11 protein-coding genes and 1 pseudogene are annotated in these 14,385 nt (G+C 30.6%); all 12 read right to left on the bottom strand.

Features of this window, described 5'->3' with window-relative positions; all coding sequences use genetic code 11:
• Window positions 1–57 precede the first annotated feature (57 nt).
• Window positions 58–1,320, bottom strand: a complete 1,263-nt coding sequence (gene purD, locus AB8B22_RS06535) for a phosphoribosylamine--glycine ligase (RefSeq protein ID WP_369710509.1) — start codon at window positions 1,318–1,320, stop codon at window positions 58–60.
• A gap of 74 nt (window positions 1,321–1,394) precedes the next feature.
• Window positions 1,395–1,757 carry a PH domain-containing protein gene (locus AB8B22_RS06540; RefSeq protein ID WP_094080230.1) on the bottom strand — a complete coding sequence of 121 codons (363 nt, stop codon included), beginning with the start codon at window positions 1,755–1,757 and terminating at the stop codon, window positions 1,395–1,397.
• Window positions 1,758–1,769: 12 nt separating this feature from the next.
• Window positions 1,770–2,546, bottom strand: coding sequence for a nucleotidyltransferase domain-containing protein (locus tag AB8B22_RS06545; protein ID WP_369710510.1), 777 nt, complete (start codon window positions 2,544–2,546; stop codon window positions 1,770–1,772).
• A gap of 140 nt (window positions 2,547–2,686) precedes the next feature.
• A complete protein-coding gene (purH, locus tag AB8B22_RS06550; RefSeq protein WP_369710511.1) occupies window positions 2,687–4,210 on the bottom strand; it encodes a bifunctional phosphoribosylaminoimidazolecarboxamide formyltransferase/IMP cyclohydrolase in 1,524 nt (507 codons plus the stop codon).
• Window positions 4,211–4,232: 22 nt separating this feature from the next.
• A complete protein-coding gene (locus AB8B22_RS06555; protein WP_369710512.1) occupies window positions 4,233–5,174 on the bottom strand; it encodes a cold-shock protein in 942 nt (313 codons plus the stop codon).
• 30 nt (window positions 5,175–5,204) lie between these two features.
• A complete protein-coding gene (gene purN / locus AB8B22_RS06560; protein ID WP_369710513.1) occupies window positions 5,205–5,798 on the bottom strand; it encodes a phosphoribosylglycinamide formyltransferase in 594 nt (197 codons plus the stop codon).
• A 174-nt stretch (window positions 5,799–5,972) separates the two neighbouring features.
• Window positions 5,973–6,971, bottom strand: coding sequence for a phosphoribosylformylglycinamidine cyclo-ligase (purM, locus tag AB8B22_RS06565; protein WP_369710514.1), 999 nt, complete (start codon window positions 6,969–6,971; stop codon window positions 5,973–5,975).
• 35 nt (window positions 6,972–7,006) lie between these two features.
• On the bottom strand, window positions 7,007–7,294 hold the full coding sequence (locus AB8B22_RS06570) for a YciI family protein (protein ID WP_060918356.1): 288 nt from the start codon (window positions 7,292–7,294) through the stop codon (window positions 7,007–7,009).
• 24 nt (window positions 7,295–7,318) lie between these two features.
• Window positions 7,319–8,770, bottom strand: coding sequence for an amidophosphoribosyltransferase (gene purF, locus AB8B22_RS06575; protein ID WP_369710515.1), 1,452 nt, complete (start codon window positions 8,768–8,770; stop codon window positions 7,319–7,321).
• Between the two features lie 178 nt (window positions 8,771–8,948).
• Complete coding sequence (gene purC, locus AB8B22_RS06580; RefSeq protein WP_369710516.1) at window positions 8,949–9,668, bottom strand: phosphoribosylaminoimidazolesuccinocarboxamide synthase; 720 nt, start codon at window positions 9,666–9,668, stop codon at window positions 8,949–8,951.
• Window positions 9,669–9,840: 172 nt separating this feature from the next.
• Window positions 9,841–10,320 (bottom strand): 5-(carboxyamino)imidazole ribonucleotide mutase, encoded by a 480-nt coding sequence (purE, locus tag AB8B22_RS06585; protein ID WP_018497852.1) that lies wholly within the window; start codon window positions 10,318–10,320, stop codon window positions 9,841–9,843.
• Window positions 10,321–10,340: 20 nt separating this feature from the next.
• Window positions 10,341–14,151, bottom strand: a pseudogene (locus AB8B22_RS06590) (phosphoribosylformylglycinamidine synthase).
• Window positions 14,152–14,385 lie beyond the last annotated feature (234 nt).

Consider the following 14,385-nt stretch of genomic DNA (forward strand, 5'->3'; position numbering starts at 1 on the left):
AATCCCATAACTACTTTATAGCAAAAATAAAATAGTTCAGGGACTTTTATAATTTTTTTATTTCACATTTCCAATATCTTTTCTAAAATACATTCCATCAAATTTAATTTTTGATAATAATTTATAAGCATTTTTTCTAGCTTCATCCAATGTTTTTCCAAATGCAACTGCATTTAAAACTCTTCCACCATTAGTTTTGAATTTCCCGTCTTCAAATTTTGCTCCTGCGATAAATACCAATTCATCATCTGAAGCATTTTCAATTCCAGTTATCACATCACCTTTTTTATAACTTTCAGGATAACCTTTTGCTGCTCCTACGACACAGCAAGAATGAAGTGGTTTCCAAGAAACTTTTAATTCTGATAATTTTTTGTCAAATGAGTATTCCACCAATTCCAATAAATCGTTTTCCAAAAGCGGCAAAACCGCCTGAGTTTCAGGATCTCCTAATCTCATGTTGTATTCCAGCAAATAAACACCTTTTTTCGTAATCATAAGTCCAAAGAAAATTACTCCTTCAAAATCCATTTCTTCCGCTTGAATACCTTTTAAAGTCGGATTCATAATGTTGTTTTTAAAACTTTCAAAAACTTCATTAGTCACATAAGGATTTGGACTTATAACCCCCATACCACCTGTATTTAATCCAGTTTCATTTTCTCCTATTTTTTTGTGGTCTTTCGCCGATAAAAGTGGCACGATAACTTTACTATCTGTAAACGATAAAATTGACGCTTCCACTCCGTCCAAAAATTCTTCGATTACAACTTGATTTCCCGCACTTCCAAATTTTTCGTCAACCATTATATCTTCAACAGCTTTAATTGCTTCATCGTGATTTTGAGCGATAATAACACCTTTTCCAGCTGCAAGTCCACTCGCTTTTACAACTACCGGGAAATCGCTCCAATTATTTAAAAACTCTTTTGCTTTGTTGGCATCGTCAAAAATCTCATAAACCGCTGTTTTTATTCCATATTTTTTCATAAAATCTTTTGAAAATGCTTTACTTCCTTCAAGAATTGCCGCTTTTTTGTCAGGACCAAATATTTTTAATCTATTTTTTCTAAATTCATCAACAATCCCAGCTACTAATAATTCTTCGCTTCCAACAAATGTCAAATCAATTTTATTATTTTTTGCAAATTTTACATATTCTTCAATATTGTTTGACAAATTCACATTTTCAGCTTTTTCCAATAACTCCGCTCCCGCATTTCCAGGTGCAATAAATATTTTTTCAACTTTTTCATTTTGTGAAATTTTCCAAGCAATTGCGTGTTCTCTTCCACCTGCTCCCACAATTAGTACTTTCATTAAAGCCTCCTAAACTTTTTTATATTTATATTTTAAATTTTTTTAATAAATTTATAAATTTTAAGCAATTTTTTTTATAGAATATAACTTGCGAGTAAATAATCTATTTTTTTTACATCTATATCTGCTCCAAGTTTTATTTTAAATTTTCCAATTCTTGTCCAAAGCACAACTTCAGAATTAAAATCTACAATTTTCCCAGCATTCTCAATTGACCACATAATTATTGATTTATATGGCAATGAAAAAATTTCAGATTTATGTCCAGTTATTCCTTGTTTATCTTTTACAATTAATCTTTTATTCGTAAATACCGCTAAATCCCGTATTGTTTTATACACAACCGTGGCACTTTCGCCATCCACCAAAATATTTTCTATATCTTTTGAAACTTTACACTCTCTAAAAAATGTCCATTCTAACACTTTTAATTCCATTTTTGCTCCCGCCTATTTTAAAATCTCTTTTAATTCTCTCACAATTTCTTGTATATACAAATTTACATTTTCATTATTGACGGCAATATTTTTTAATAAATTTTCTATATTTTGAGAAAAATTTTTCGGTAATTTTTTACATTTTTTCAAAGAAATTTCCACAAGTCTTTTTTCTCCTGGATGAGTTAATTCATTCAATGCAAAAATAATATCAAAATATGAAGCCAAAAATTCTGTTATTCTATGATTTATACTCACGACATCAGCTCTTCCAGTCGCCTTTTTTATCTGACCTTTATATGCTGGAAGAGCATCAGACAATAAATTCATATTTCGTAAAATTATATTTTCTTTCAACTTTTTAGGATAATCTATGCTGTACTGTTTTTGATATTTTTCAAGCTTTTTGTTTTTGTCAAAAAGAATTTTACAATTTATCAGATTATGCCACATGCAAGTTGTATATCCGTTATGAGAATTACATTTATCAACTACATAAGAAATTCCATTTATAAAATCGTCTAGTTTTCGGTAAACCACATCGAATTCCACTCCGTCATTCAAAACTCCATTATCTTCATATTCCCAATAATGATTGCCAATTTCAATTTTTGAACAGATTTCCAAATAAATTTCTTTACGCTCTTTTTCAGGTATCATTTCGTTGTAATAAACATAGATATCATAGTCCGACTTTTCATCAAAATTTTCTCCCGCTCTTGAACCTCCAAGCGCTATTGCTTCTACTCTTTCGTCATTTTTAAATTTTTCTAAAATTTTTTCTATCATTTTTTAAACTCCTAGTTTCTTTATTTTTAAGATTAAATTATTTTATAAATGATTTGACTAATTTAGAAAATAACATTGGTTTTTAATATATTAAAGCTATGCAGAGAAACTAAACTTTTTTAATCTCCCTGCATAAAAAATTAATGTTTAAAATGTCTAATTCCAGTAAATACCATTGTTATTCCGTGTTCATTACAAGCGTCAATTGATTCTTTATCTCTAATTGAACCACCAGGTTGTACAATTGCTTTGATTCCTGTTTTTGCAGCTGTGTCTACGCAATCTCTGAATGGGAAGAAAGCGTCTGATGCTAATACTGCTCCTGTCAAGTCTTTTCCTACTTTTTCTTGAGCATGCTGTAATGCATGTTCTGTTGACCAGATTCTGTTAGTTTGACCAGTTCCTACACCGATTGCCATTCCGTCTTTAACGACTACAATTGCATTTGATTTTACATATTTTACAACTTTCATTCCTAATTCCATATCAGCTTTTTCTTTTTCAGTAGGCTGTTTTTCAGTAACAACATTCATTTCGTCAATCATCTTGTTATTTGTTCCTTGAACCAAAATTCCGCCGTCAACTTTTACATAATCGAATTTATCTTGAGGTTTTGGAGTTTTACATTCGATAACTCTCAAGTTTTTCTTAGTTTTCAAGATTTCCAACGCTTCATCTGTAAATGAAGGTGCAATTACGATTTCCAAGAAAATTTTTTTCAATTCTTCGGCAGTTTCTTTATTAACTTCTCTGTTAAGTGCCACAATTCCACCAAAAATTGATACCGGGTCGCAATCGTGAGCTTTTTTGTACGCTGTGAAAATATCATCTGCAACAGCCACACCACAAGGAGTTGAGTGTTTTATTGCACAAGCTGCCGGACCATCAAATTCTCCAACCACTTTCCAAGCGATGTCCATATCCCTAATATTGTTAAATGACAATTCTTTTCCGTTCAATTGCTTAATATCTTTCATGCTTCCATTTTCAGTAGTTGAAACATAGTAAGCTGAAGATTGATGAGGATTTTCCCCATATCTCAAGTCAAATTTTTTCTCATAAGAAACATTCAAATATTTTGGATAATCTTCTTCTAACAAGAACGCAGAAATTGCCGCATCATAAGCCGATGTCAAGTTAAATACTTTCCCAGCCAATCTTTTTTTAGTTTCATAAGAAACTTCTCCATCTTTTTTCATTTCTTCCATAACTGCTGAATAATCTTCAGTTTCACAAATAACCGTAACATCTTTAAATGATTTTGCAGCTGAACGAAGCATTGTAGGCCCACCTATATCAATAAATTCGATTTTTTCGTCAAAAGTTTTGTCAGTTTGAACTTCCCTAAAGAACGGATACAAATTAACAACAACAAAATCAATCGGTTCAATACCTTCAGCTTTTATTGTTTCCATATGCTCCTTATTATCTCTGATTGCCAAAATTCCACCATGAATATTCGGATGCAAAGTTTTTACTCTACCATCCAGCATTTCTTTAAAATTCGTAACTTCTGAAACATCAATTACAGAAAGACCATTTTCATTCAAATATCTGTAAGTCCCTCCTGTCGAAATAATTTCCGCACCTTTTTTATCCAAAAACTGTGCAAATTCTAAAATTCCCGTCTTATCAAAAACGCTTATTAATGCTCTTTTTTTCATTTTAAAATTTCCTTTCTTTTTATTAGTCTTTAACTAAATCCAATAAATCTTTTTGCAATCTAGTATATTCTAATTCTGATATTTTTTTACCATAAATACTAATTATGTCTCTTATATCAACTTCTATTACTTTAACATTTTCAATTTGACTAATTTTTTTAGTTTCTCCTTTTGTTATAATCCAAACTTGTTTTTCATTATTACTATTAAATTTAATAGTTCTATCTCCTATTGTTGTCTGCGTTCTATTTATGCTTTCTGTGTAATTAGTGATTTGTTCTTTTTTATCATGTTCTTTACCATTATAATCTTCATTTAATGTACAATCATAAATAACTTCAAGTGAATTATATTTGAACAGTCCATCTGCTCTGCCTCCTTGATTTTTTCTAGGATACTGATAAACTGTTTCTATTCCTAATAATTTAAAAACTGTAAAGCAAAAATCTTCAAATACAGCTGGATCATCTATTTTATCAACTTTTTGATTAAGAACATCTACTATTTCTTCAGATAATTTTTTTACAAAATTTTTTTCATTTGAAACGTAAACTTCTATTTTATTTGCATAACTCCCTTTTTCAGAAATATTTGGTTCAAACAAAACTGTTTGTCCTTCTTTTAGTTTTTCAAATTTAATACCTTTTAACTCTTTCTCCACAAAATAAAAATCTTTTTCAAAATCTGAATTTCCTTTTTCAATATACCCTCTTTTTTTCTCAAAATCTAAACTTTTAATTTTACTGATAATTCTCGTATAAATTTTATTTGCATAATTTCCTTTTTCAGAAATATTTGGTTCAAATGAAACAATTTGTCCTTCTTTTAACTTTTCAAATTTAACACCTTTTAATTCTTTTTCTACAAAATAAAAATCTTTTTCACCTTCATTTCCTATTTTTTCTATACTCCCTGTCTTTTTCTCTAAATTCAAAGATTTAATTTTACCGTAATTTCTTCTCATCGTTATTCTCCCGTATATTTTCTGCTTTTCTTAATTTTCAAGCAACTTCTTAATCCCTTCGATCAATAAAACATGTTCCTTCTCAAGCACCCTCTTTTGCAAAATTTCAGGCGTGTCATCACTAAGAACAGGCACTTTTATCTGCAAAATAATTTCCCCAGTGTCGACTCCAGTGTCAACAAAATGAATTGTGCAACCACTTTCAGTTTCCTTTGCTTCGATAACTGCTCTATGGACATTCATTCCATACATTCCCTTTCCACCAAATTTTGGAAGCAATGACGGATGAATATTTATAATTTTTCTTGACCATTTTTTTATAAATTCTGGCGATAAAATCGACAAATATCCTGCTAATACGATATAATCTGTCTTTTCGTCATCATTTTCAAGAACATTGCTAATTTCATCTGACAATTTTTCTTTTAATACTTTTCTGTCAAGCAAAATATTTTTTATGCCATGTTTTTCTGCTCTTTCCAATCCATGACACTTTCTATCTGCAATTACATAAGAAATTTCACAATTTAAGTTTCCTTGCTCAATGTTGTCAATAATTGACTGTAAGTTCGACCCTCCGCCAGAAACTAAAACTGCTATTTTTTTTTTATTTTTATTAGACATTTTTTCACTCTCTTTAAATTTATTTTTATTATCTTTATTTTTCAGACAAATCACTAAATTTCAAAAATTATAGATTTTAAGTAAAATTTATAAAAATTTACTAGAATTAAAAGCAGGAACGGTAACTAAAATTAAGTCCCTGCCTTATTCATCAATAATTTTTATCAATATTTTTTAATACAAATTAATTTTTTTGTCACCTTTAACAATAGTTCCTAATTCATAGGCTTCTTCTCCATTTTCAGTCAAAATATCGATAACTGTCTTCACATCATTTTTATTTACAATAACAACAAATCCAACTCCCATGTTGAATGTTCCCCACATTTCTTCTTCTGGAACTCTTGAGAATGTTTCGTGTTTAAACAATGGATGAACTTTTACTTTTGCTTTTTCAATGTTTGCACAAAGTCCATCTGGTATAGTTCTTGGAACATTTTCGATAAGTCCTCCACCAGTTATGTGAGCCATTCCATTCACTTTCACTTTTTCCATAACTTTTTGAATTGGTTTTACATAAATTTTTGTTGGTGTCAATAAATATTCTCCAATTGTTTTTCCATTGAATTCTTCGCTAAAATCAGTGAATAATTTTCTTAATAATGAGAAACCGTTACTGTGAGCTCCACTTGAAGGAATTGCAACAATTACATCTCCTTCTTGAACTTTACTTCCATTGACCATTTTTTCTTCTTCAACTACACCAACTGCAAATCCTGCAATGTCATATTCTCCGTCTGCATAAAATCCTGGCATTTCAGCAGTTTCTCCACCTACTAAAGCTGAATCTCCTTGAAGACAACCTTCTACAACACCTTTAATTATTTCAGAAGAAACATTTGAGTCCAATTTTCCACAAGCTAGGTAATCTAAGAAAAATAATGGTTGTGCTCCGTGACACAAAATATCATTAACACACATCGCAACACAGTCAATTCCAACTGTATCATATTTATTTGTTTCAAATGCAACTTTTAATTTTGTTCCAACTCCGTCAGTTCCAGATACTAAAATTGGTTTTTTGTATTCTCCTAATTTGTATAAAGCTCCAAAACTTCCCAATTCGTTCATAACATTTTTGTTGTAAGTTGCTTTTACTCTTTCTTTTATTTTTGCAACACTTCTGTATCCTTCTTCTTTATCTACTCCTGAATCTTTATAAGAAATTGACATTCTTTATCCTCCTGTTTTAAATTAAATCTCTATTTTTATTTTACAAAATTTGCAAAATCTTCTGCATATTTTGTAGGGAAAAATTCTGTAATTTCATATTCTGCAATTCCATTTATATTAAACGGATCTTCTGAAATTATTTTCTTAACTTCTTCTAAATTTTCTGCATTTAGCAAAATTACACCGCCTGTTCTAGGATTTTTTCTTCCTGAACAAATAAACTTTCCCATTCCATAATATTTTTCCAAAAATTTTATATGTTCTTCTAAATATTTTTCAACTTCACCTACTGCTTTTACATAATTTAAACTCACTATATACATTTTTTCACCTTATTTTTCAATTCTTTATTTTTTCAATTCTTTCAAAGCCTCTTTTTGAATCGGTGTCAACAAAGCGTAAAATTCTTCCTCATAATCTCCTAATCCAGCTGGATAATCTCCATTAAAGCATTCCATGCAAAGTCCTGTATATGGTGCATCAAAATTAAGTCCAATCGAATCAATTAATCCGTCAATACTTAAAAAAGCTAATGAATCTGCACCAATGTAATCTCTCACTTCTTCAACAGTTTTATTTGCCGAAATCAATTCTGATGAATTTGACACATCAATTCCATAAAAAATAGGAAACTTAAATTCTGGCGAGGCAATTCTTACATGAACTTCTTTTGCTCCAGCTTCCTTCAATAACTGAACGATACGGCTTGAAGTCGTTCCACGAACTATTGAATCATCAATCATAACGACAACTTTATCTTTTACAACGCCTTTTACAGCAGAAAGTTTCATTCTGACACCTTGTTCTCTAAGTTCCTGAGTTGGCTGAATAAATGTTCTTGCTACATACTGGTTTTTGATTAATCCCATTTCATAAGGTTTTCCGCTTTCTTCTGCATAACCGCTCGCTGCCGACAATGACGAATTTGGAACTCCGATTATAATATCTGCATTTTCAACAGGTGCTTCTTGTGCTAATCTTCTTCCACATCTTTTACGAGCTGAATGTACATTTACTCCTGAAATATCTGAATCAGGTCTTGCAAAATACACATATTCCATCGCCGCAATCGCAGTCGAAGTATTGTCGGTATATTTTTCAATTCTGTATCCATTTTTATCAATGATTACAACTTCTCCAGATCTAATATTTCTAACAAATTCTGCTCCGACAATTTCCAACGCACAAGTTTCACTTGCCAAAATATACGCTCCATTTTTTGTTTTCCCTAAAATTAAAGGACGAAATTCAAAAGGGTCAACTGCGCCGTATAATTCTTTTTGAGTTTGAACTAAGAAAGAAAATCCACCTTTTACTTGTCTTAACGCATCTTTCAATTGGCTCAAAAAATCTTTTTCTTTACTTCTTCTAATCAAATGAACCAACACTTCTGTATCTGATGTAGAATGAAAAATCGCACCATGCTCTTCCAATTCTCTTTTTAACGTTTTCGCATTAATCAAATTTCCATTGTGTGCCAAAGCGATGCTTCCATCAAAAAATTGAAATAGGAATGGCTGAATATTACGACCGCTGCTGCTTCCAGAAGTCGCATATCTAACATGTCCAATAGCGCTGTTCCCTTCCAATCTATTAAATATCCTGTCATCATTAAACACTTCTGACACAAGTCCAGGTCCACGATGACCATTTACACGAACTCCATCACTTACCACAATTCCCGCCGCTTCCTGTCCTCTGTGCTGTAAACTGTGAAGTCCATAATAAGTAAGCCTTGCTGCATTAGGATGTCCAAAAACTCCAAATACTCCGCATTCCTCATTCAAACTCTTAATCATTTTGTTAGTTTCCTCCATTTTTTATCATAAACTATTCTAGCTTATAATTTTATCAATATTTTTACCATAAAAATTACTTTTTAATTTATTTTACGACAAGGAGTTAATACCCCTTGCCGATTTAAAACTTATAAAAAATTTTTTATTTAGATATGAACCATAAATTGATTTTAAAAATTTATTCTGCCAATGTTTTTTCTAAACGTCTTAAAACTTCACGATATGCACCCATTACATCTCCCAAATCTTGTCTAAATCTATCTTTATCCAATTTTTTAAGTGTATCTTTATCCCAAAGTCTCATTGAATCTGGACTAATTTCATCTGCAAGTAAAATATTTCCATCTTTATCTCTTCCAAACTCAATTTTATAATCCACTAAAATCAAGTTCATTTTATCAAATAATTTAGACAACAAATCATTAATCAAAAAAGTTTGTTCTTTAATCTTAGCTAGTTCTTCTTCAGTAACCAATTCCAATGCCAAAGCATGATCATCATTTAGCAACGGATCTCCCAAATCATCATTTTTGTAAGATAATTCAAAAGTAGGTCTTTTAAAGATTTTTCCTTCTTCAGCCGCATATCTTTTTACAAAACTTCCAGTTGCTCTATTTCTAATAATTACTTCCAAAGGCACAATTTCCACTTTTTTACAAAGTTGTTCCCTTTCATTCAAAGTTTTAATCCAGTGAGTTTTTACACCATGTTTAATCAAATATTCATAAAGTAATGTAGAAATTTTATTATTCAAAATCCCTTTATCTTCCAGTTGATCTTTTTTAACTCCATTAAATGCAGTTGCATCATCTTTAAAATACATAATTATTTCATCCGCTTTGTCTGTTGCAAAAATTGATTTTGCTTTTCCTTCGTAAATTTTTTCTCTTTTTTCCATTTTTATTTCCTCCATTTTTTTATTTTTAAATCATATCAAATAAATATTATATTGTTCAATAACTTGAATTTCTTTTATTTCCACAAGGGGTCAATATCAATACCCCTTGCTTCAAAATATTTGTTTTATTAAATTATAAATACATATAATTTTTGAATAAGTCTATTACAAATTATAACTCAACTTTTTTCTCATTGTCAGCAATAAATTTAGCTTTCATCTCTTTTCTAAAATTAATCAATTTTTCTCTAATTTCAGGATATTTTACCGCAAGAATTTGCACAGCTAGCATTCCTGAATTGTATGAATTATTAATTCCAACAGTTGCCACTGGAATAGATTTTGGCATTTGAACAATCGAATAAAGTGCATCCAATCCTTCAAGTGCACCATTTAAAGGCACTCCAACTACAGGCAGTATTGTTTTTGAAGCAATAACTCCAGGTAAATGTGCCGCAAGTCCAGCTCCAGCAATAATCACTTCTGCACCTCTTTTTTCAACATCAGCCAAAACTTCTTCCAATTTTTCAGGAACTCTATGAGCCGACAATACATAAGCCTCAAACTCAATCCCAAATTCTCTCAAGCAATTTGCTGCACCTCTCATTTTGTCAGTATCTGACTGACTTCCAAAAAATATTGCTACTTTCATTTTTTATTTTCTCCTTTTCTCTATTTAAAAAATTTTATTCCATTTCTAAAAATATTCTGCTCTTTATTTCCATAAATATTTTTGTAAACATTCTTTCCTTTTCTTTCAGAATGTCCCATTTTACCAAAGATTCTACCATTATAAGCTAACATTCCTTCAATTGCGTAATAAGAACCATTCGGATTAAATTGCGAATCCATTGTAACTTTTCCATTCAAATCCACATATTTTGTTGCAATCTGGTTATTTTCAAACAATTTAATGTACTCATTCTCAGTTATAACGAGTCTTCCTTCCCCGTGAGAAATCGCCACAGAATGAATATCTCCTACTTCCATATCTGATAACCAAGGCGAATTATTTGTCATAAGTTGAGTTTGAACGATTTTAGACATATGTTTTCCTATTGTATTAAATGTTAATGTTGGCGAATCTTCATTTAATTCTCTGATTTCTCCATATGGCAGCAATCCTGATTTAATCAACGCTTGGAATCCATTACAAATTCCTAAAATCAACCCGTCTCTCTTCAGTAAATTTTCCACCGCTTCTTTAACTTTTTTATTCTTTAACACAGCTACCATAAATTTCGCCGATCCATCTGGTTCATCTCCCGCACTAAATCCACCAGGCAACATCAATATTTGAGAATTATTTATCTCTTTAACAAAAGTATCTATTGAATTCAAAATATTTTTATGTGTCAAGTTATTGAACACTCCAATTTTTGATAGTCCTCCTTCTCGGTTAAAAGCTCTCTCCAAGTCATATTCTGAGTTTGTTCCAGGAAATACTGGTATAAATATTCTTGGTTTTGCATAATTATTTGCGATATTGCTTATCACATTTTCATGCTCAATTCTCTTCAATTTTTCATAAATCAATCCGCAAGAAACTTTTTTATTTTTAATTTCTTTTTTAGTTGGGAACACTTTTTCAAGCGGTTTTTCCCATTCAGCAATCAATTCATCCAAATCCATCACTGTGTCATTATTTATAACAATTTTCGCTTCTTCAGTAACTTTTCCTAACAATGTAGCATTTTTATAATCAATCTTTTCAGGAGTTTCAATTATAAATGCTCCATAATTAACTTTAAACCATTCATTTTCTGCATTTTCTGCAAAGTTTACATTTACACCTAACTTGTTACCAAATGTCATTTTTGCTATGCTTTCAGCAATTCCACCATTTTTAACAGCTACTGACACAACAATTTTCTTATCTTTAATATTTTTTTCGATGAAATCAAAGTTTTCTTTCAATTCTTTCAAGTCTGGCAAGTCATTTTCATCTAATTTAGTCGTAATCAAGTAAATATTATCTCCTGCTTTTTTAAATTCACTCGAAACAACATCTTCAGCATTTACAACACTTACAGCAAACGAAACTAATGTTGGCGGAACTGAAATATCATTAAATGTTCCACTCATTGAGTCCTTTCCACCAATTGAAGGCAATCCAAAAGATTTTTGAATGTGTAACGCTCCTAATAACGCTGATAATGGTCTTCCCCATTTTTTAGCCTCATTTCCTAATCTTTCAAAATATTCTTGGAATGTAAATCTTACATTTTTGTAATTTCCTCCAGCTGCCACAACTTTAGCTAAAGATTCAATTACCGCATAAGCTCCTCCGTGGAATGGAACTTGTTTTGCAATGTAAGGATTGTATCCATATCCAACCATTGATGCAACATCTGTTTCAGCGTTCATTACCGATACTTTTTGCACGGAAACTTCAGCTGGTGTCAATTGATATTTACCACCAAACGGCATTAATACTGTACTTGCTCCAATTGTCGAATCAAAAGTTTCAACTAATCCTCTTTGAGCAGCTACATTCAAGTCCTTCAAGTTATTAACAAATTTTTCTTTAAATGTATTTCCAGCAATTTTTCTATCCAACACCAATTTATCAGAATTTTCAATTTCAATATTGATATTTGAAGACGCTCCATTTGTATTCAAAAAATCTCTTGAAATGTCAACAATTGTTTCTCCATTGTAAGTCATAACCAATCTGTTAGAATCATTGATTTTAGCAACTTTGTAAGCCTCCAAGTTTTCTTCAGTCGCATATTCAACGAATTTATCTAAATCTTCTTTTCTAATTACAACAGCCATTCTTTCCTGTGATTCAGAAATCGCCAATTCAGTTCCAGTAAGTCCAATATATTTAACTCTAATTTCATTCAAGTCAATTACCAGTCCATCAGCCAATTCTCCAATCGCAACTGAAACTCCTCCAGCTCCAAAATCATTACATTTTTTAATCAATGTCGTAACATTTTTATTTCTAAATAATCTTTGAATTTTTCTTTCAGTAACTGCATTTCCTTTTTGAACTTCAGCACTTGATTTTTCTGATGATTCTGTAGTATGTTCTTTAGATGAACCAGTAGCTCCACCAATTCCATCTCTTCCTGTTCTTCCACCTAAAAGCACTACGATATCTCCCGCCTCAGGTTTTTCACGAATAATATTTTCAGCTGGTGCAGCTCCTACAACAAGTCCTAATTCCATTCTTTTCGCTTTATAACCTTCATCATAAATTTCATTTACATGAGTTGTCGCAAGTCCAATTTGGTTTCCATAAGATGAAAATCCATGTGCAGCAGTTTTTGTAATAACTTTTTGAGGTAATTTACCTTTTATCGTATCTTCAATTCTTTCAGTTGGATCCCCAGCTCCACTTATTCTAACCGCTTGATAAATGAAAGTTCTTCCTGATAACGGGTCTCTAATTGCTCCCCCAATACAAGTTGCAGCTCCTCCAAATGGTTCAATTTCTGTAGGATGGTTATGAGTTTCATTTTTAAATTGTAAAATCCATTTTTCTTCAGTTACTTCTGCTTTTCCATCTTCATTAATTCTTTCCACAGGAACATCAATGTAAATTGAACAAGCATTAATTTCATCAGAAACTTCTAAATCTGGAAGTGACCCATTTTTTCTCTGCTCTTTCCCAAAAACAGTCGCCAAATCCATTAAAGTCATCGGTCTTTTAGCTTCTCTTTCCTCATAAACATATTTTCTACTTTCAACATATTCATTTATTGCTTTATTAAACAAATCTCTGTAAACTTCATTCTCAACTTTTATATCATCAATAATTGTCTCAAAAGTTGTATGTCTACAGTGGTCTGACCAGTAAGTGTCAAGCACTCTTATTTCAGTTTCTGTCGGATTTCTCTTTTCTTCATTTTTAAAATATTCTTGAATAAACAGTAAGTCTTTTGCAGTCATTGCTAATTCTAAATCATTTCTCATTTTAACAATTTCTTCTTTGTTTTTTTTGATAAATCCATCATAAACAATGACTTTATCTTTATTTGGTAATTCAACATTTTCAGACAAGATATCTAAATTTTTTTCTCTGGCTTCTACATTATTTATACAATGTTTTTTTATTTTATTTAACTCTTCTGAAGAAATGTTGCCATATAAAACTATTAATTTTCCACTTTTTACATTGATGTTATTATCTTGGTCAATCAGTAAATTTATACATTGAATTGCAGAATCTGCCCTTTGATCGTATTGCTGGCAAAAATTCAACAGAAAAGTACACTTCTTTTGAATTTTTATTTTTATGCGCCCCTAAACTCTCTTCCAATGATTTGTAAACATTGTCAACATTTATTTCTGAAAATACAGTTTTTTCTAATTTTTGCAAATCATTTTTACCTAAATTAAAAATATCATAAATGTTTAAAACTCTCACATCCAAAAGTCCAGCAAGTCCGATATTTTCTTTTAAATCACTAAATAAATTTTGTGCTTCCACTCTAAAATCTTCTTTTTTTTCAACAAAGATTCTGTAATTCATTTTTTTCTCTCCTTTTGTTTAAATACAATTTTTAAAATTTTTTTACAAAAAAAATCCAAGCAAACAAAAATGCTCAGATTTTAGTATATATTTTCTCCATAACAAAGTAGACAATGTAATAATTTGTCTGACAATAAAATTTATCTTAGTTGTTGCCCTTTTGATAAAAAAATTATTTTTCATCTTTTCCTCCAAATAAAACTAATTTTAAGTATTTTACTAAAGATAAAAATT

It is taken from the genome of Leptotrichia rugosa (assembly GCF_041200005.1).
GTDB lineage: Bacteria > Fusobacteriota > Fusobacteriia > Fusobacteriales > Leptotrichiaceae > Leptotrichia > Leptotrichia rugosa.

Excerpts from the sequence above, each read along its gene's own strand:
- AB8B22_RS06570 (WP_060918356.1), bottom strand. The coding sequence starts at position 7,294 with ATGTATATAGTGAGTTTAAATTATGTAAAAGCAGTAGGTGAAGTTGAA.
- purC (WP_369710516.1), bottom strand. The coding sequence starts at position 9,668 with ATGGAAAAAAGAGAAAAAATTTACGAAGGAAAAGCAAAATCAATTTTT.
- AB8B22_RS06545 (WP_369710510.1), bottom strand. The coding sequence starts at position 2,546 with ATGATAGAAAAAATTTTAGAAAAATTTAAAAATGACGAAAGAGTAGAA.
- purM (WP_369710514.1), bottom strand. The coding sequence starts at position 6,971 with ATGTCAATTTCTTATAAAGATTCAGGAGTAGATAAAGAAGAAGGATAC.
- purN (WP_369710513.1), bottom strand. The coding sequence starts at position 5,798 with ATGTCTAATAAAAATAAAAAAAAAATAGCAGTTTTAGTTTCTGGCGGA.
- purF (WP_369710515.1), bottom strand. The coding sequence starts at position 8,770 with ATGATTAAGAGTTTGAATGAGGAATGCGGAGTATTTGGAGTTTTTGGA.
- purD (WP_369710509.1), bottom strand. The coding sequence starts at position 1,320 with ATGAAAGTACTAATTGTGGGAGCAGGTGGAAGAGAACACGCAATTGCT.
- AB8B22_RS06540 (WP_094080230.1), bottom strand. The coding sequence starts at position 1,757 with ATGGAATTAAAAGTGTTAGAATGGACATTTTTTAGAGAGTGTAAAGTT.
- purE (WP_018497852.1), bottom strand. The coding sequence starts at position 10,320 with ATGAAAGTAGCAATATTTTTTGGAAGTCAGTCAGATACTGACAAAATG.
- AB8B22_RS06555 (WP_369710512.1), bottom strand. The coding sequence starts at position 5,174 with ATGAGAAGAAATTACGGTAAAATTAAATCTTTGAATTTAGAGAAAAAG.
- purH (WP_369710511.1), bottom strand. The coding sequence starts at position 4,210 with ATGAAAAAAAGAGCATTAATAAGCGTTTTTGATAAGACGGGAATTTTA.